Below are 15,284 nucleotides of genomic sequence, written 5' to 3'. Positions count from 1 at the left end.
GTTCCCGGATCACCGCCCGCCGCGAAGGTTGTGCCCCGGCTCACGTGAGCCGGACGCACGCCCGGTCGACCTCAATTACTTGAGGGTGACCTTGGCGCCCTCGCCCTCGAGCTTGGCCTTCGCCTTCTCGGCGGTCTCCTTGTTGACCTTCTCCAGGATGGCCTTCGGCGCGGACTCGACCGCGTCCTTGGCCTCCTTGAGGCCCAGGCCGGTCAGCTCACGCACGACCTTGATGACCTGGATCTTCTTGCCGCCGTCAGCCTCGAGGATGACGTCGAACTCGTCCTTCTCCGGCTCGGCCTCGGCCGGGGCGGCACCGCCACCGGCAGCGGCGACCGCAACCGGAGCGGCGGCGGTGACCTCGAAGGTCTCCTCGAACTGCTTCACGAACTCGGAGAGCTCGATCAGCGTCATCTCCTTGAACGCGTCGAGCAGCTCGTCGGTGCTGAGCTTCGCCATGTCTGGCGTCCTTTCTGAAAAAGTTGACTAAGAACGTGGGTGCGCCGTGGGGCCTCAGGCCGCCTCGGCGCCCTCCTTCTCGCGCTTGTCCTGCAGGGCGGCCGCCAGACGGGCGGTCTTGGAGAGCGGAGCCTGGAACAGGGCCGCGGCCTTGCTCAGGTTGCCCTTCATAGCGCCGGCCAGCTTGGCCAGCAGCACCTCGCGGGACTCCAGGTCGGCGAGCTTCGTGACCTCGGCCGCGGAAATGGCCTTGCCCTCGAAGACACCGCCCTTGATGACGAGCTTCGGGTTGGCCTTCGCGAAGTCGCGAAGCCCCTTCGCCGCCTCGACGACGTCGCCCGAAACGAAAGTCAGCGCGGTAGGACCGGAGAACAGCTCGTCGAGGCCGGAGATGCCCGCCTCGGACGCGGCACGCTTCGCCAGCGTGTTCTTCGCGACCGTGTAGGTGGTCTCCTTGCCGAGCGAGCGTCGCAGCTGGGTGAGCTGGGAAACCGTCAGACCGCGGTACTCGGTCAGCACCGCAGCCCCCGCGTTGCGGAAGCTCTCGGTCAGCTCGGCGACGGCCGTGGCCTTGTCGGCCCGGATCGGCTTGTCCGCCATGTCCCTCCTCTCTCGTTGCTCGTGGCTGGTCGCCGTCGTCGAGCGGGATGCTCTCGGACGGCGGCGGAGGAAGCGCGACAACGAGAAAAGCCCCGGCGCAGGGCGCGCGGGGCGAGGGCCGGCGGGATCATCGTGGTCGGTGGACCACGGAACACACCGATATTTCGCTTGCCGCCCTGCGCGGGTCGCCCGTCATCGCGGAACCTTCGACCGTGCCGGAGCACGGTGACCAGCGGTCTCTGGGTGGAACTACGCGGCAAAGGTTACGCGACGCGCCCCGCCGAAGCCAAATCGCCCCCGGAGTGCGCCCCGTCACTCCCCCGGCTCAGGCCCGGGCTCGGCGCCGCCAGGCGTACCCGCCAGGCCACGCTGGCTCACGCCACCGCCCGGACCGACAGGAGCAGGGCCGACGGGCAGCCAGCGGGCCGGTGAGCGCCCGGGCGGTCCGCCAGCACCGGCGGGGCCGCCCAGGGCGCCACCGAGCCACTCAGGCCGAGGACCAGGGTGCCGACCGCACCTGCCGGCCCCTTCACGGGCATCGTGCTCAGCCCTCGGGGTTCTCCTGGAGGTTCTTCACCACGTTCGGGTCGACCGGGACACCCGGGCCCATGGTGGTGGTCAGGACGACCTTCTTGAGGTACTTGCCCTTGGCCGCGGACGGCTTGGCACGGAGCACCTCGTCGAGGACGGCGGCGTAGTTGTCGATCAGCTGGGTCTCGGAGAACGAGGCCTTGCCGATGATCAGGTGCAGGTTGGAGTGCTTGTCCACCCGGAAGGTGATCTTACCGCCCTTGATGTCCGAGACGGCCTTGGTGACGTCCATGGTCACCGTGCCCGTCTTCGGGTTCGGCATCAGGCCGCGCGGGCCCAGGATCCGCGCGATCCGGCCGATCTTGGCCATCTGGTCCGGGGTGGCGATCGCCGCGTCGAAGTCCAGCCAACCGCCCTGGATCCGGGCGACGAGCTCGTCCGTGCCCACCTCGTCCGCACCGGCGGCGGCGGCCTCCTCGGCCTTCGCGCCGGCGGCGAAGACGATCACGCGGGCGGTCTTACCGGTGCCGTGCGGCAGGTTGACCGTGCCGCGGACCATCTGGTCCGCCTTGCGGGGGTCGACGCCGAGGCGCATCGCGACCTCGACCGTGGCGTCGAACTTGGTGCTGGTGGTGTCCTTGGCCAGCTTGACGGCCTCGGCGGGGGTGTAGAGCTTCGCCCGGTCGATGACCTCGGCGGCCTTGCGGTAGGTCTTGCTGCGCTGCATTTCTGACTACTCCTGTGGTCTTTGGCGGGCCGCGGTGTCCGCGCGCCCTCCCACGATCTTGGTCTGGTCTGGTCTGGTCTGCCGAGGCCGACGTCAGTCGTTGACGACGATGCCCATCGACCGGGCGGTGCCGGCGATGATCTTCTCAGCCTGGTCGAGGTCGTTGGCGTTGAGGTCGACCATCTTCTTCTCGGCGATCTCGCGCACCTGGGCGCGGGTGACCGAGCCGACCTTCTGGCTCTGCGGAACGCCCGAGCCCTTCTCCACACCGGCGGCCTTGATCAGCAGCCGGGCGGCGGGCGGGGTCTTCAGCACGAAGCTGAAGCTGCGGTCCTCGTAGACGCTGATCTCGGCGGGGACGATGTCGCCCCGCTGAGCCTCGGTCTGCGCGTTGTAGGACTTGCAGAACTCCATGATGTTCACGCCGTGCTGGCCGAGCGCGGGGCCGACCGGCGGCGCCGGCGTGGCCTGGCCCGCCTTCAGCTGAAGCGTGAACGTCTTGACGAGCTTCTTCTTCGGAGGCATGTCACTTCCTGGGGCTTGAAACTGGGAAATGTGCCGGCCGCGGGCGCGCACGGTCAGCGCGGTGCGACAACGGCGACGTTCAAGAGTAGCGCAACGTCCCGCAGCCCCCTCCGCCGAGGTGGGCGGAGGCCGGGACGACGACGCCGGCGGCAGGCCGAAGCCCACCGCCGGCGACCGGCGTACGCGTCAGATCTTGGCGACCTGGTTGAAGTTCAGCTCGACCGGGGTCTCGCGGCCGAAGATCGACACCAGCACCTTGAGCTTCTGCTGGTCGGCGTTGATCTCGCTGATCGTCGCCGGCAGCGAGGCGAACGCGCCGTCGGTGACGGTGACCGAGTCGCCGACCTCGAAGTCCAGGACCCTGACCTCGGGCTTGGCCTTCTTCTGCTCGGTCTCCACCGCCGGGGCGAGCCACTTGAGCACCTCGTCGAGGCTCAGCGGCGCCGGCCGGTCGGCCCGGTCGGTGGCGCCGACGAAGCCGGTGACGCCCGGGGTGTTGCGGACGCAGGAGTAGGACTCCGCCGTCAGCTCCATCCGGACCAGGATGTAGCCCGGGAAGACCTTCGCCTGGATCTGCGACCGCTTGCCGTTCTTGACCTCGACCTCTTCCCGGGTCGGCACCTCGACCTGGTAGATGAAGTCCTCCATGTCGAGGGAGGTGATCCGGGTCTCGAGGTTGGTCTTGACCTTGTTCTCGTAGCCGGCGTACGAGTGCACCACGTACCAGTCGCCGGGCGCGTAGCGCAGCTTCTGGCGCAGTTCGGCGACCGGGTCGTACTCCTCGTCCGGGGCCGGCTCGGTGGTCGGGAACTCCGGCTCGCTGGCGGCCTCGACCGACTCGTCACTGGCCGCCGTCGCCACCGTGGACTGCTCGTCCGTGGTCTCGGCGGTCTCGTCGTACTCAGGCACGCTCGCTCACTTCCGTCACTATCGGCTCAGTCGGCCGGTCAGCTGGGGTTGCCGAAGACCCACAGCACGCCCTTCGCGAACGCGAAGTCCAGCAGGCCCACGATCGTCAGCATCACCGCGACGAAGGTGACCACCACGGCCGTGTAGGTCAGTAGTTCCTTGCGGGTCGGCCAGATGACCTTACGCAGTTCGGCGACCACCTCGCGGAAGAAACGCGCGATGCGGGCGAACAGCCCCACCCGGTCCTTGTCGGTCCGGGTCCTCGGCTTGCTGTCGGCCGAACCGGCACGGGCCCGCGCACGGGTCGCGGTGCCGCCCCGGGAGACCGGCTCGTCCGCTTCGGTGGCGTCGTCATCGGCGGCCACCTCGTCGACGATCTCGTCGCGCAGATCGTCGTCGCCGGCGTCCTCGCCGCGCCGCTTACTCTCGGCCACTTCGCCCTCCGTCGCGGGATGTCGGGTCGCACGCCGATAGGCGTACGCGGCGCTGGTCACGCCGGCCGGACCAACCGTCCCGCGACGGGCCGCGGCCGGCGGACCGGACGAAGGGGGCCCGATTGCCTCGGAACCACCCCGCCGATACCACCACCACGGGCCGGACGCCGCCGTTCGGCGGCGCGACCCACGGGAACGGTCAGGCCTGAGGCGCAGGGGTGACAGGACTTGAACCTGCAGCCTGCGGTTTTGGAGACCGCTGCTCTGCCAATTGAGCTACACCCCTGTGCGGCGACGCTCGCCCTGCCCGACCATGACGGTCGCGCAGGGGTCACTTGCCCCACGGCGGACCAGTGTACGGGTACCGCCCCGACTTTCCCAACCGGTCCTCCCCATCCCATGTCAGCGGGGGGTGCGGACCGTCGCCCGGGCCTGTGACAGGACCTTGTCCCCCAGGCAGGTCGCGGTGATGTCGAGCCTGGTCAGACCGTCTTCGGTGACCTCCTTGACCACCGCGGCGACCTCGATCTCGGTGCCCTGGTCGTCGTCCGGGACGACCACCGGACGGGTGAACCGGACGCCGAAGTCGACCACCGCGTCGGCGGCCCCGGCCCAGGTGGTCACCGCCCGGCCGACCAGCGCCATGGTGAACATCCCGTGGGCGATCACCCCGGGCAGGCCGACCTTGGTGGCGGTCCGGTCGCTCCAGTGGATCGGGTTGAAGTCGCCCGAGGCGCCCGCATAGCGGACCAGGTCCGCCCGGGTCACCCGGTACGTTTGCGTCGGCAACTCCATCTCAGGCCTCCCCGCGTACGACGATCTTGGACCAGACGGCGACCACCGGCTCGCCGGCGACGGTGCTCACGTCGGTACGGGTGGTCAGGAAGCCGTGCCCGCCCCGCGTGGTGACTTCCTCGATGGTGTTCACGCAGACCAGCTCGTCGCCGGCCACCACCGGCCGGGTGTACGCGAAGCGCTGGTCGCCGTGGACGACCCGGCTGTAGTCGACGCCCAGCGCCGGGTCCTCGATGATCTGCCGGCTGGCGGCCATGGTGACCACCACCGGGAAGGTCGGCGGCGCGACCACGTCGGGGTGACCGAGGGCGCGGGCCGCCGCCGGGTCGTGGTGGGCGGGCTCGGTGGCGCCCACCGCGGTGGCGAACTCGCGGATCTTTTCTCGGCCCACCTGGTAGGGGGCGGTCGGCGGATACGTCCGGCCGACGAAGGACGGGTCCAGGGACATGCCGCCGAACCTACACGGAAAGCACGAACGCCGACCCGTACGGGACGGGCGGCTCAGGCCGCGCCATCCGTGCGGATCGGCGTTCGGGTGTCGCTGTAGGACCGGGCCGGCAGAGCCGGCCGCAGGTCAGCGGGTCTCGCGGTGGATCGTGTGCTTGCCGTCCCGGGGGCAGAACTTCTTCAGCTCGATACGGTCCGGGTCGTTACGACGGTTCTTGCGCGTGATGTAGTTGCGCTCCTTGCACTCCACACACGCCAGAGTGATCTTCGGCCGGACATCGGTCGCCTTCGCCACGGCGGAGTGCCTTCCTCGCTACGGATAACAACTACGACGCATCAGCCTATGCGGACAATGCGCGGACATGCAAAGTGGGCGCCTGAGGCGCCCGTCCCACCGACCGCCGGGAACTGGCCCGGAGGACGAGAGTAGCGGTGGCCGGACTTGAACCGGCGACACAGCGATTATGAGCCGCTTGCTCTGCCATCTGAGCTACACCGCCGCAGGCGGGTCCAGCCGGACCCTCTGAGCCCCCTTACGGAATCGAACCGTAGACCTTCTCCTTACCATGGAGACGCTCTGCCGACTGAGCTAAGGGGGCCTACCCGATCACCCCGGAGGGCGTCGCGCAGGAGATACATTACACGGCCTCGCGCCACCGGTGAAATCGGCTCCCCCCGTCGGGCGTACGCCCTGATCAGGGCACGACACGGAGGCGCGGAAGCTCCCCCGCGGAGATCGTCTCCGGGTCCACCTGGGCGCCGAACCAGGCCTCCAGCCGCTCGTACGGCAGGGGGCGGCTGAACAGGAATCCCTGCCCGATCTCGCAGCCGATGTCCTGGAGCAGCTCGAGGGTCAGCTCGCTCTCCACACCCTCGGCGACCACGGCCAGACCGAACTGCTGGGAGAGGGTCACCACCGCGTTGACGATCGCCAGGTCGCCCGGATCGGTCGCCATGCCCTGCACGAAGGAGCGGTCCACCTTCACCTCGTGCACCGGCAGCCGGCGCAGGTGGGCCAGAGACGAGTCCCCGGTGCCGAAGTCGTCCACGGAGAGCCGTACGCCGAGGTCCCCCAGGCGGCGCAGGGTGGGGATCGGCCGCTCGGTGCCGTCCAGCACCCCGGCCTCCTTGATCTCCAGGGTGAGCAGCTGCGGCGGCACCCGGTACTCCTCCAGCAGCTCCCGGACCCGGTTCGGGAAGTGCTGGTCGGTGAGGCTGCGGGCGGAGAGGTTGACCGCTACCGCGAGCGGCCGGTCGCCGTGGCTCCAGTCCCGGCTGCGCCGCAGCCCCTCGCGGAGCACGAACTCGGTGAGCCGGCCCAGCTGGCCGGTGTGCTCGGCCACCGCGACGAAGTCCTCCGGGGCCACCGTGCCGTGCGCCGGGTGCTCCCAGCGGGCCAGGCACTCCACCCCGACCAGGCGGCGGTCCCGCAGGGTCACCTTGGGCTGGAAATAGACCTCCAGCGCCTCGTCGTCGAGCGCTCGGCGCAGGTCGCCGGCGAGGCCGAGCCGGCGCAGCGACCGCGACTCCAGCGCCGGATTGAACAGTTGCACGCTGCCGGGCACCGACTTGGCCGCCGTCGCGGCGAGATCCACGCGCTGGAGCAGGGACGCCGCGTCACTTCCGTGGTCCGGGTGCACCACCACCCCGACCGCGGTGTCGACGTCCAGGGTGAGCGCGTCGAAGACCATCTCGTCGCGGATCTGCTCCCGTAGCTGGCCGGCGAGCTCGATGGCCGCGTCGGCGCTCTCCAGCCGGAGCGTCACCAGGAACTCGTCGCCCCCCGCCCGGCCGACCAGGGCCGACGACGGCGCGCAGGCCCGCAGCCGGGCGGCGACCTCGGCCAGCACCTTGTCCCCCGCCGCGTGGCCGAGCGACTCGTTGACCTGGCGCAGCCGGTCCACGTCGAACAGCAGCAGCGCCACCACCTCGCCCGGCGCCCGGATCTTGACCGCCTCGTCCAGCGCCCCGGTGATCCGCCGCCGGTTGGGCAGCTTGGTCAACGCGTCGTGGTACGCGTCGTGCCGCAGCCGATCCACCAGCCGCGAGTTCTCCAGGGCCACCGCGGCGTGCGCGGCGACCGTCTCGAAGACGGCGATGTCCGCGGGGGTGAAGTTGTTGCCGTCCCCGAGCCGGTTGGCTACCTCAAGGGTGCCGATGACGACCGGACCGGACCGCAGCGGCACCACCACCGCGTCCTTGATCCGCCGCTCGGCGAGGTCGGCGCGGAACTCACCGTCCGTGTTCACCCCCCGGCCGACGGCCACCGTACGGCGGGTCTCCAGCACCTTCTCCCGGATCGCCGGCGGGGTGCGCGCCAGGTCGAGCAGGCCCGGGTCGTCGACCCGGGCGGTCAGCAGGGTCTCCGGGTGCCGCCCCTGGGCCGGGAGCCAGAGCGTCGCGTACTCCGCCTGCATCAGGGCGCGGACCCGACCGAGCAGGGCATCGGCCAGTGTGCCGCTCTGGCCGCTTTCCACCACGGCGCGGGTCAGCTCGTAGAGGTCGGTCAGGGTGCGGTGCTGGCGGAAGAACTGGGCGTACGACCGGTAGACCAGGACGAGTCCGGCGCCGAGACCGGCCAGCAGCAGCAGCGACCACCAGGTGCTGTGGACCAGGATCAGCACGATCAGCCCGACCGACACGTTGATCGCCGCGGTGAGGAGCGCCGGCTTGGCCGTACGCAGCGCCCCGCGCCCGGTCTGCCAGCCGTGCAACAGCGTGTGCACCGCGACCACGCTGGTGAAGCTGACCAGCATCACCATGCTCACCGCAGCGAACATGCTGCCCCAGGTGCGCGGGCCCACCCCCTCGATGGGCGGGAGCGCCTGCAGGACCAGCACGGCCAGCGACGTCCCCGCGGCGGCTCGCGCGACGTTGAACCAGACCTTGGGCGCCGACAGGCGCTGCCGAGTGTGGGTGATGAGCGAGGTCAGCGAGTAGATGACCACCACGGTCAGTGGTGGCAGGAAGTAGAGCGCGAGGACCAGGGGCAGCTCGGTCAGCGTGACGCCCAGCGTCTGCCGCCGGACGACCAGACTGAGCAGCGGTAGCCCCGCCACGATCATGAGGACGAGGAAGAGCGCCGCCTGCGGCCAGTGGCCGAACGACTCGTTCGCGACCAGTCCGGTGATCGTGGCGCAGACGACCGCGATCAACGCCAGCGGTGCGGTGATGATCCAGGCGTCCTCGGACGACCTGCGCCGGGGCTGGCCGCGACCGATCATGCCGCTCCTTCGGATTGACGCCGCGCCGTCACGTGACCGGCGTGAAACCTCCCGTCACCGGCGCGCGGCACTCCTGGCAGCCGGGCTCGACGAGGGTCGACCGGGGACCTGGCTCACTGCCAGATGAGGTCCGAGGTCTGGGCGCCTCCCGCGTTGCCACCGAGATCGACACCGCCGATGCCGCCGAGAAGGGCGGCGAGGACGAGAAATGAGCCAAGCAGCCGGCCCAACCTTCGACCAGACATGATTGCTCCTGTCGAGAGAGATGCAGCGATGGTGGAGGTTCCACGATCGTGCCACAAGGGGGGCACGCGGGAAAGCCGTGGAGGACGCAGCCGAGACCGGCAGACAGGGAAATCATCCGTTCGATGGCCGCGGCCGTACCTCCGGCCCAGTACGACGTCACCGCCGGTTCGAGGGTCGCTACAGAATCCGCGCACTGCGACTTCACACCGAAACCCGGCGTATGGCTTGATTCGCTTGCCACGCCTGGCAGGCGGTGGCGTCGACCACAGTGGACCTTGGCCGCCGGGCGGCCGGGCGGGGGCGCGGTCCGGCCGCTGGATCGGACGACCGGCACCTCGAGCGGCTCCGCCCGGCGGGTGCCGACGACGCCGTAGCACGTCGCCCGCTGGCGCGACGGTCCGCGACTGCGACCTGATCGGGGTCGGGATCGTCGCCTCGGAGTTGGCCGGCGTCTTCGCCGTCGACACCTGGGTGGGCCGGCTGATCCTCGGCGAGATGGTCGGTGGGCACCGATCACGGCTGCCCCTCCGGTCGTCGATGCAGCCTCGACCGGACGAAGCCCGGCACGGGGGGCCGTCCACCGCCCCACCCCGCCATGCAGGAAACCGGGGACCAGAGCGTCACCCAGGACTGGCCGGAGCGCCAACTTCAACGTGCCCGCTGCATCCCCGGTCGGCCGGTCCAGCAGGGCCCGTAATGGTCACCTTCGACAGCAGACGACAACGGCCCCTGACCCGCGTTTCCGCGGTTCAGGGGCCTTGTCGTTGCCTGGTGGCGGGTAGAGGATTCGAACCTTTGTAGCTTTCGCGACGGATTTAGAGTTTTGCCCGTTCTCAAGGTCGCCGATGAAAGTTCGCCCAGGTCAGGGTCGGTTTCCTGTCTCGCTGGCCGGAGCTGACTCCCCGCGTGCCCGTTGCGTGCCCCTCCGGAACGATCTTCGGCCTTGCGTGCCCGATCCAGGAAGGCAGCCACCTCGGCGTCCCGGCCGTCAACCGCTCGGGCGTAGTGCCGGGTTGTGACGCTGGCGTTGGAGTGACCCAGCCGGCGGGCGGCGACCAGGACGCCATGAGAGTCAGCCACCCAGCTACCGTGCGTTGCCCGAAGGTCGTGCGGGATCAGGTCGGTCAGGCCGGCCCGCTCGACCGCCCGGCCAAATCGGTACTTCCACCCGTTGTAGCTCTGCGGCCGGCCGGCGGTCCGCTCCTGTTGACCAGGGAACAGGAACGCGTCCGGGTCACTGGGTAGCTCGGCGAGGTGCTGCCGGAGCCGGTCGACCACGAAGGCCGGCAGGGCGAGTTCCCGCCGCTGGTGACTCTTTGGGGTGTCGATGACGGGGCCGCCGGGGAGCTGGGCAACCGACTCGGCCACGGTCATACGGCCGTCGGCCACGTCGACATGCCGGCGCCGCAGGCACAGAGCTTCCCCGATCCGCAGCCCGCCGTAGGCGAGGACCAGGACCAGGAGGTCGTCCGGCGGGGAGAGCTCGGCGACGAGCTGATCGACGTGCTCGGCTGTGAGGATGGTTGGGTTCGGCTCGGGCAGTCGAGGCAGCTTGACGCCCCGGCACGGCGTCACCGGGATCAGCCCGTTGTCGACGGCCGCGCCCATGATCTGCGACAGCAGCCGGTACGCCTGCCGAACCTGTGAAGCCCCGACGTGACTGGTCAGATCGGCCACCCAGCGCCCCACGGTCATCGGCAGGACAGCCGAGATCACCACGTTGCCGAAACGCGGAAGGACCAGCCAAGGCGGCCCGCAAGCGGGCCTCGCCGGCCCGGCCCCGGCCCTGCTGGCGACCTCCGGCCGGCATCGGCCGGGCCGGCCGGCCACACGTGGGGACGACCAGGATCCGAAGACCTCGGGGCTCCGCCCCGAACCCCGGCCCTCCTCAGAGATCAGCCGGGAGACGGCTCACCTCGCCGGGCACCACAAGGGGCTACCAGTCTCCCCGGACGGGGCCAAGGTCGTCGTCCAGTAGGGCGCGCTCCACCTTGTCCCCGTCCGGGGAGACTGGACGGTCTACGACTGCCCGACGAGGAGATCCGCCTAGTTGTCCGCGGCTTCGCCAGCGACTGGCAGCTCGTCGTCAGGAAAGAGAGAGGTTTGGCCAGGGTCGACGAGCCTGAACTGGCCTTGGCTCAAGACCCGCCTCTCGCCGTCCGCAAAGTCAACTGCAAGAAACGCGTGCTTAGGACGCTTCTCATTCCCGAACGGAAGAGCACCGGCCACCTTCCCAGGACCAAACTCCGGGTGAATTACCGTCATTCCGTTGACGAAGACGGTCCCGTCAGCCATTCGGATGCCCGGCCGAAGGGTTTGGCGCCCGACCTGCCTGTACCTGTCTCTGTCCGTGGACCTTTGAATCTCTCTGACCCGCTCAAGCAGCTCCGCAAGCATCTCCTCAGGCTTGCGGTGGACCTTTGCGGTCTCCTCGACGGGTTCAATCTGGTTGACCTGCTCAAGGAACTCTTCCCAATGCGCGGCGAAGGCCTTCTCAAGCCGGGCTTGTGGGAGGGGACTAGAGCAAGACTTATTGATCGAAGCGATCAGCTTGAACATGTCCTCACGATCGAGGGCGTCTGTTGCCTGGAACATGGCAAGCGGGTTGGAGACCTCCGACTTCTTGATCCCCAGCAGTATCGGACGGACACGTGCCTGGTCGACCGACTTGGCCAGAGCACCGGCTTCAAAGTTCAGCCATGGCTCCTTGAGGTTCTCGGGGGTCACACACAAAATCCCCTGAGAGAGCGTGTCTAGCTGACTGCCGACCGCAGTCGCCCACATCTGCCCCTTTTCGATGTCTTCGTTCGACATCCAAGGCTCCACCTGCTGGATCACGTCAGGAAGCCACGCGTGAAGGATCGCGCCCAGCTGACGGCTCCGGGACTTAGACCAGCTGATGAAGATCTTCAAGGTTTCCTCCAGCCCCCGGTGCCAGCCCACCTTGGCGTGGCTGACGTGCCCGTTACGTGCCCGATCACTCAGCCATCAAAGGACAACAGCGGCCAATGACCGCGAGAGACGACGAAGGCCTCTGATCTACGTTTCCGCAGTTCAGAGGCCTTGCCGTTCCCTGGTGGCGGGTAGAGGATTCGAACCTCTGTAGCTTTCGCGACGGATTTACAGTCCGCTCCCATTGGCCGCTCGGGCAACCCGCCAGGGCACCCCACCGCGTCGCAACGCGGCGGCGGAAGCAAGGATAGCGGTTGCCCCCGGGGCCGTCGCAAGCGGGTACCGTCAGGGGGTCGTGGCGCTGGTCGGGCCACGACCGCACAGCTTTGACCGCCGGACAGCAGGAGCATGAGCATGGCAGCGAACCCGTCGTTCGACATCGTGAGCAAGGTCGACCGCCAGGAGGTCGACAACGCCCTCCGCCAGGCGGAGAAGGAGCTCGCGCAGCGGTTCGACTTCCGCGGCACCGGCGCGGAGATCTCCTGGTCGGGCGAGGAGGCGATCAGCCTCCAGGCGGAGACCGAGGAGCGGGTCAGCGCCGCGCTGGACGTCTTCAAGGAGAAGCTGGTCAAGCGGAACATCTCGCTGAAGTCGCTGGACGCCGGCGACCCGCGCTCGTCGGGCAAGGTCTTCAAGATCGACTGCAAGGTCATCCAGGGCATCGACACCGACAAGGCCAAGACGATCAGCAAGAAGATCCGCGACGAGGGCCCCAAGGGCGTCCAGGCGCAGATCCAGGGCGACCAGCTCCGGGTAACCGGCAAGAAGAAGGACGACCTCCAGGCGGTCATCACCCTGCTCAAGGGTGAGGACTTCGGCGTCGCCCTGCAGTTCACCAACTACCGGTAACCCGCCAGGACAAGGGCCGGTCCCAGCGTAGATCACGCTGCGCCACCTGGGCAACCGTCGCTGCCGTAGGCCGTCGCCGGTCGGGGCCGCCCACCGGCAGAGCGCCTGACTTCCGGCAGAGTCCCGCCGTGGGCATTGCCCATCACGTGCACACCGTTGACCAATCGCGCCGCATGGATATCATCGCGTCATGGCGATGGATCGCATCCCGGGACCAGCTCCTGCCGTGGCCCTGTTCCGGTCCCTCGGTGACCCCACCCGGCTGGCGATCCTGCGCCGGATCGCGACCGGCGAGGCTCGCGTGGTGGACCTGACCGGTGAGTTGGGGTTGGCGCAGTCGACCGTGTCGAAGCACCTGGCGTGCCTTCGTGACTGCGGTCTGATCGACTACCGGGTTGAGGGTCGCCAGTCGTTCTACGCGCTGACCCGGCCGGAGCTGCTGGACCTGCTGCGCTGCGCCGAGCAACTCCTGGCCGCCACCGGAGAGGCCATCACCCTGTGCCCGGTCCATGGAGCGCCGGCCAGCTTTCCGTCGGAGGTGACCGCGTGACCGCGTCGCTGCTGACCCCGGAGCGTCGGGCGGTGCTGTCCCGGCGCAGCCTGTGGCTGGCCTACGCCACCGCCGGTTACAACCTCGTGGAAGGCCTGGTCGCCATCGCGGCTGGCGCGACGGCCTCCTCGACTGCGCTGATCGGCTTCGGACTGGACTCCTTCGTCGAGGTGTCCAGCGCCGTCGTGCTGATCTGGCAATTCCGCTCCCGGGTGCCCGAGGACCGGGAACGGCTCGCGCTGCGGCTCATCGGCCTGTCGTTCTTCGCCCTGGCCGCCTGGGTGACCTTCGACGCCGTCCGCTCCCTGCTGGCCGGCGGCGACGCCCGGCCCAGCCCGGTGGGCATCGGCCTGGCCGTCGCGTCGCTGATCGTGATGCCGCTACTCGTGGCGGCCAAGCGGCGCACCGGCCGTGAACTGCGCTCGGCCACGGTCATGGCGGACTCGACACAGACGATGCTGTGCACCTACCTGTCCGCGGTGCTGCTCGTCGGCCTGGCCCTCAATGCCCTCTGGGGCTGGTCGTGGGCTGACCCCATCGCCGCACTCGTCATCGCCGGGGTCGCGATGAAGGAAGGCGTCGAAGCCTGGCGCGGCGAGCACTGCGACGACTGTGCGCCCCTCCCCGCCGCCACCGTCCAGGGCGAAGGTCGCGCCGACGGCTGCTGCACCGACCGCAAGGCCTGACGAAGGCTTCGCCCTGGGGATGCACCTGACCCTGGGGCGCCTGGCCGGCTGCCTCCGTCCGTCACATCCATCTTCCTGACACGACCCGGTCGACACGTGACGATTGTCGGGTAGCCCTGCGGAGGTGGCATGGGCGCTTCATCCGGATGCAGGAGCAATCCGACTGAACGCCCGAAGTCAGCGGGTTGAAGCGGAAGGAGCCGAGCGATTCTGTCCTGCTCGATGCGGGGAGAGCGTCAAGGTGAGCCCCGCCGGGCCTCTGCCGTTCACCAATCACGGTGCCGGTCAGCGCGAGAAGATCAACAGCAGTACGACGGTCAGGATCGCGCTGACCAGCAGCGACCCGAGGCAGCCGACCCGGTTCGAGAAGAAGAGAAACATGATCAGGTTGTACCCACCCGCCATCGCCTGATGCGTCGCGGATCGGGCGAGACCCGGTCACCGGGTCGGACGAGCTGGGGCTGCGCGGCCGGTACCGCCCGTCACCCGGGACGCTCACTGGGTCGCCGGCGTCACCCGGAGCTGGTCGACCTCGAACTCGCAGTTGTCCCCGCGCAGCCCGACCGCGCCCGCTCCCCCGATCGGCGCGCCACCCGTACCCGCGTCGGTCACGGCCAGCACCATCCGGTCGTCCCGCCGTACGTCGATGCCGACCGAGCCCGAGGCCGTGGTGGCGATCGCGACGTCGAAGGACTGCCAGACTCCTACCGGCACCGGGTACGGCGCCTGGCCGAGCGTGACGTAGGTGCCACCGTTGACGTCTCCCCCGGTCAGCTTCTTCTTGATCACCATGCGTCCGTCGCGGCGGTTCAACGACACCACGTAGAGCTCGGTCTCGTTCTTCCAGCGCAGGAAGAGGTGCAGCCCGTCGGTCGCGGTCGCCGGCTGCCGTCCGCGGTCGCTCAAACCGAGGTTCCGCAGCCGGAGCGAGACGGTGACGTCCTCGAAGTCGTGTCGGCGGCTGCTCATCCGGAAGACGCTGGAGCCGGTGCCGGCGGCGGACGCGGCGTCGGGAGCGGCGGCGTCCGGCACCCCCGACCACGCCACCCCGCCACGGCGGTACAGCGAGCCGCTGGTCACGTCCCAGTCCGGGGAGACCCGCACCCCCTCGGCGTCGGGGTGCCGGTGGGCGTACTCGTTCGTCACCAGGCCGTCCGCACCCGCGAACGACGGCGCGAACGGCTCCGGGGCCGCACCCCGCGTCCGAAGCACCATGACCGCCGCCACCACGAGCACGACGACCACCGCGGTCGCCGTCGCGACCAGCAGCCGGACGCGTCCACGCGCGGGCGGTGTCGGCCGGTCGACGACGGTCGCCCGGCGCTCGGCAGGAGTCATGGTCACCCCTCC

At 69.4% G+C, this 15,284-nt stretch carries 18 protein-coding genes and 4 tRNA genes; 3 read left to right on the top strand and 19 right to left on the bottom strand.

The genetic code is table 11. The features are described from left to right. Window positions 1-75: 75 nt before the first annotated feature. From rplL to AC5RWQ_RS23760, 18 genes are all read right to left on the bottom strand, one after another. Entirely contained in the window at window positions 76-459 is a 384-nt protein-coding gene (gene rplL / locus AC5RWQ_RS23845) for a 50S ribosomal protein L7/L12 (protein ID WP_334488356.1), read from the bottom strand. Between the two features lie 54 nt (window positions 460-513). After that, window positions 514-1,059, bottom strand: coding sequence for a 50S ribosomal protein L10 (gene rplJ, locus AC5RWQ_RS23840; RefSeq protein WP_334488358.1), 546 nt, complete (start codon window positions 1,057-1,059; stop codon window positions 514-516). Between the two features lie 374 nt (window positions 1,060-1,433). Next, window positions 1,434-1,598 carry a hypothetical protein gene (locus tag AC5RWQ_RS23835; RefSeq protein WP_494284887.1) on the bottom strand — a complete coding sequence of 55 codons (165 nt, stop codon included), beginning with the start codon at window positions 1,596-1,598 and terminating at the stop codon, window positions 1,434-1,436. 5 nt (window positions 1,599-1,603) lie between these two features. Further along, complete coding sequence (gene rplA, locus AC5RWQ_RS23830) at window positions 1,604-2,317, bottom strand: 50S ribosomal protein L1 (RefSeq protein WP_494284886.1); 714 nt, start codon at window positions 2,315-2,317, stop codon at window positions 1,604-1,606. A gap of 93 nt (window positions 2,318-2,410) precedes the next feature. After that, entirely contained in the window at window positions 2,411-2,842 is a 432-nt protein-coding gene (gene rplK, locus AC5RWQ_RS23825; RefSeq protein WP_334488364.1) for a 50S ribosomal protein L11, read from the bottom strand. Window positions 2,843-3,028: 186 nt separating this feature from the next. Continuing rightward, the gene (gene nusG, locus AC5RWQ_RS23820; protein WP_334488367.1) at window positions 3,029-3,751 is read right to left on the bottom strand and encodes a transcription termination/antitermination protein NusG; all 723 of its coding nucleotides are present in this window, start codon (window positions 3,749-3,751) and stop codon (window positions 3,029-3,031) included. Window positions 3,752-3,789: 38 nt separating this feature from the next. Next, a complete protein-coding gene (gene secE / locus AC5RWQ_RS23815; protein ID WP_334488459.1) occupies window positions 3,790-4,185 on the bottom strand; it encodes a preprotein translocase subunit SecE in 396 nt (131 codons plus the stop codon). 213 nt (window positions 4,186-4,398) lie between these two features. Further along, window positions 4,399-4,471: transfer RNA gene (locus AC5RWQ_RS23810), tRNA-Trp, on the bottom strand. 116 nt (window positions 4,472-4,587) lie between these two features. Next, window positions 4,588-4,980 (bottom strand): MaoC family dehydratase, encoded by a 393-nt coding sequence (locus tag AC5RWQ_RS23805; RefSeq protein WP_494284885.1) that lies wholly within the window; start codon window positions 4,978-4,980, stop codon window positions 4,588-4,590. 1 nt (window position 4,981) lies between these two features. Then, window positions 4,982-5,428: an FAS1-like dehydratase domain-containing protein gene (locus tag AC5RWQ_RS23800; protein WP_334488371.1), complete on the bottom strand. Its 447-nt coding sequence runs from the start codon at window positions 5,426-5,428 to the stop codon at window positions 4,982-4,984. 126 nt (window positions 5,429-5,554) lie between these two features. Next, entirely contained in the window at window positions 5,555-5,722 is a 168-nt protein-coding gene (gene rpmG, locus AC5RWQ_RS23795; RefSeq protein WP_067301359.1) for a 50S ribosomal protein L33, read from the bottom strand. A 132-nt stretch (window positions 5,723-5,854) separates the two neighbouring features. Next, window positions 5,855-5,927 (bottom strand) — tRNA-Met (locus AC5RWQ_RS23790). 26 nt (window positions 5,928-5,953) lie between these two features. Next, window positions 5,954-6,026 (bottom strand) — tRNA-Thr (locus tag AC5RWQ_RS23785). Between the two features lie 96 nt (window positions 6,027-6,122). Then, window positions 6,123-8,651, bottom strand: a complete 2,529-nt coding sequence (locus tag AC5RWQ_RS23780; RefSeq protein ID WP_494284884.1) for a putative bifunctional diguanylate cyclase/phosphodiesterase — start codon at window positions 8,649-8,651, stop codon at window positions 6,123-6,125. 113 nt (window positions 8,652-8,764) lie between these two features. Next, window positions 8,765-8,896 carry a hypothetical protein gene (locus AC5RWQ_RS23775; RefSeq protein ID WP_494284883.1) on the bottom strand — a complete coding sequence of 44 codons (132 nt, stop codon included), beginning with the start codon at window positions 8,894-8,896 and terminating at the stop codon, window positions 8,765-8,767. A 649-nt stretch (window positions 8,897-9,545) separates the two neighbouring features. Further along, window positions 9,546-10,574 carry a tyrosine-type recombinase/integrase gene (locus AC5RWQ_RS23770; protein WP_494284882.1) on the bottom strand — a complete coding sequence of 343 codons (1,029 nt, stop codon included), beginning with the start codon at window positions 10,572-10,574 and terminating at the stop codon, window positions 9,546-9,548. A gap of 369 nt (window positions 10,575-10,943) precedes the next feature. Further along, window positions 10,944-11,810, bottom strand: a complete 867-nt coding sequence (locus AC5RWQ_RS23765) for a hypothetical protein (RefSeq protein ID WP_494284881.1) — start codon at window positions 11,808-11,810, stop codon at window positions 10,944-10,946. A 161-nt stretch (window positions 11,811-11,971) separates the two neighbouring features. Beyond that, window positions 11,972-12,055, bottom strand: a tRNA-Tyr gene (locus tag AC5RWQ_RS23760). A 148-nt stretch (window positions 12,056-12,203) separates the two neighbouring features. On the opposite strand from AC5RWQ_RS23760, the gene AC5RWQ_RS23755 reads away from it, so the two are divergent. From AC5RWQ_RS23755 to AC5RWQ_RS23745, 3 genes are all read left to right on the top strand, one after another. Further along, a complete protein-coding gene (locus tag AC5RWQ_RS23755; RefSeq protein ID WP_494284880.1) occupies window positions 12,204-12,698 on the top strand; it encodes a YajQ family cyclic di-GMP-binding protein in 495 nt (164 codons plus the stop codon). A 190-nt stretch (window positions 12,699-12,888) separates the two neighbouring features. Next, window positions 12,889-13,248, top strand: coding sequence for an ArsR/SmtB family transcription factor (locus tag AC5RWQ_RS23750; protein ID WP_494284879.1), 360 nt, complete (start codon window positions 12,889-12,891; stop codon window positions 13,246-13,248). Next, window positions 13,245-13,934 carry a cation diffusion facilitator family transporter gene (locus AC5RWQ_RS23745; protein ID WP_494284878.1) on the top strand — a complete coding sequence of 230 codons (690 nt, stop codon included), beginning with the start codon at window positions 13,245-13,247 and terminating at the stop codon, window positions 13,932-13,934. The genes AC5RWQ_RS23750 and AC5RWQ_RS23745 overlap by 4 nt, the downstream gene beginning before the upstream one ends. Window positions 13,935-14,429: 495 nt before the next feature. On the opposite strand, the gene AC5RWQ_RS23740 is transcribed toward AC5RWQ_RS23745, so the two are convergent. Further along, entirely contained in the window at window positions 14,430-15,278 is an 849-nt protein-coding gene (locus tag AC5RWQ_RS23740) for a hypothetical protein (protein WP_494284877.1), read from the bottom strand. Between the last annotated feature and the right edge of the window lie 6 nt (window positions 15,279-15,284).

The organism is Micromonospora sp. BS32, assembly GCF_059089345.1.
This window is presented reverse-complemented; position numbering and strand designations above follow the sequence as displayed.

Coding starts and splice junctions, on each gene's coding strand:
- AC5RWQ_RS23800 (WP_334488371.1), bottom strand. CDS start 5,428: ATGTCCCTGGACCCGTCCTTCGTCGGCCGGACGTATCCGCCGACCGCC.
- AC5RWQ_RS23750 (WP_494284879.1), top strand. CDS start 12,889: ATGGCGATGGATCGCATCCCGGGACCAGCTCCTGCCGTGGCCCTGTTC.
- AC5RWQ_RS23780 (WP_494284884.1), bottom strand. CDS start 8,651: ATGATCGGTCGCGGCCAGCCCCGGCGCAGGTCGTCCGAGGACGCCTGG.
- AC5RWQ_RS23755 (WP_494284880.1), top strand. CDS start 12,204: ATGGCAGCGAACCCGTCGTTCGACATCGTGAGCAAGGTCGACCGCCAG.
- rplJ (WP_334488358.1), bottom strand. CDS start 1,059: ATGGCGGACAAGCCGATCCGGGCCGACAAGGCCACGGCCGTCGCCGAG.
- rplL (WP_334488356.1), bottom strand. CDS start 459: ATGGCGAAGCTCAGCACCGACGAGCTGCTCGACGCGTTCAAGGAGATG.
- rplA (WP_494284886.1), bottom strand. CDS start 2,317: ATGCAGCGCAGCAAGACCTACCGCAAGGCCGCCGAGGTCATCGACCGG.
- AC5RWQ_RS23835 (WP_494284887.1), bottom strand. CDS start 1,598: ATGCCCGTGAAGGGGCCGGCAGGTGCGGTCGGCACCCTGGTCCTCGGC.
- rplK (WP_334488364.1), bottom strand. CDS start 2,842: ATGCCTCCGAAGAAGAAGCTCGTCAAGACGTTCACGCTTCAGCTGAAG.
- AC5RWQ_RS23805 (WP_494284885.1), bottom strand. CDS start 4,980: ATGGAGTTGCCGACGCAAACGTACCGGGTGACCCGGGCGGACCTGGTC.
- AC5RWQ_RS23775 (WP_494284883.1), bottom strand. CDS start 8,896: ATGTCTGGTCGAAGGTTGGGCCGGCTGCTTGGCTCATTTCTCGTCCTC.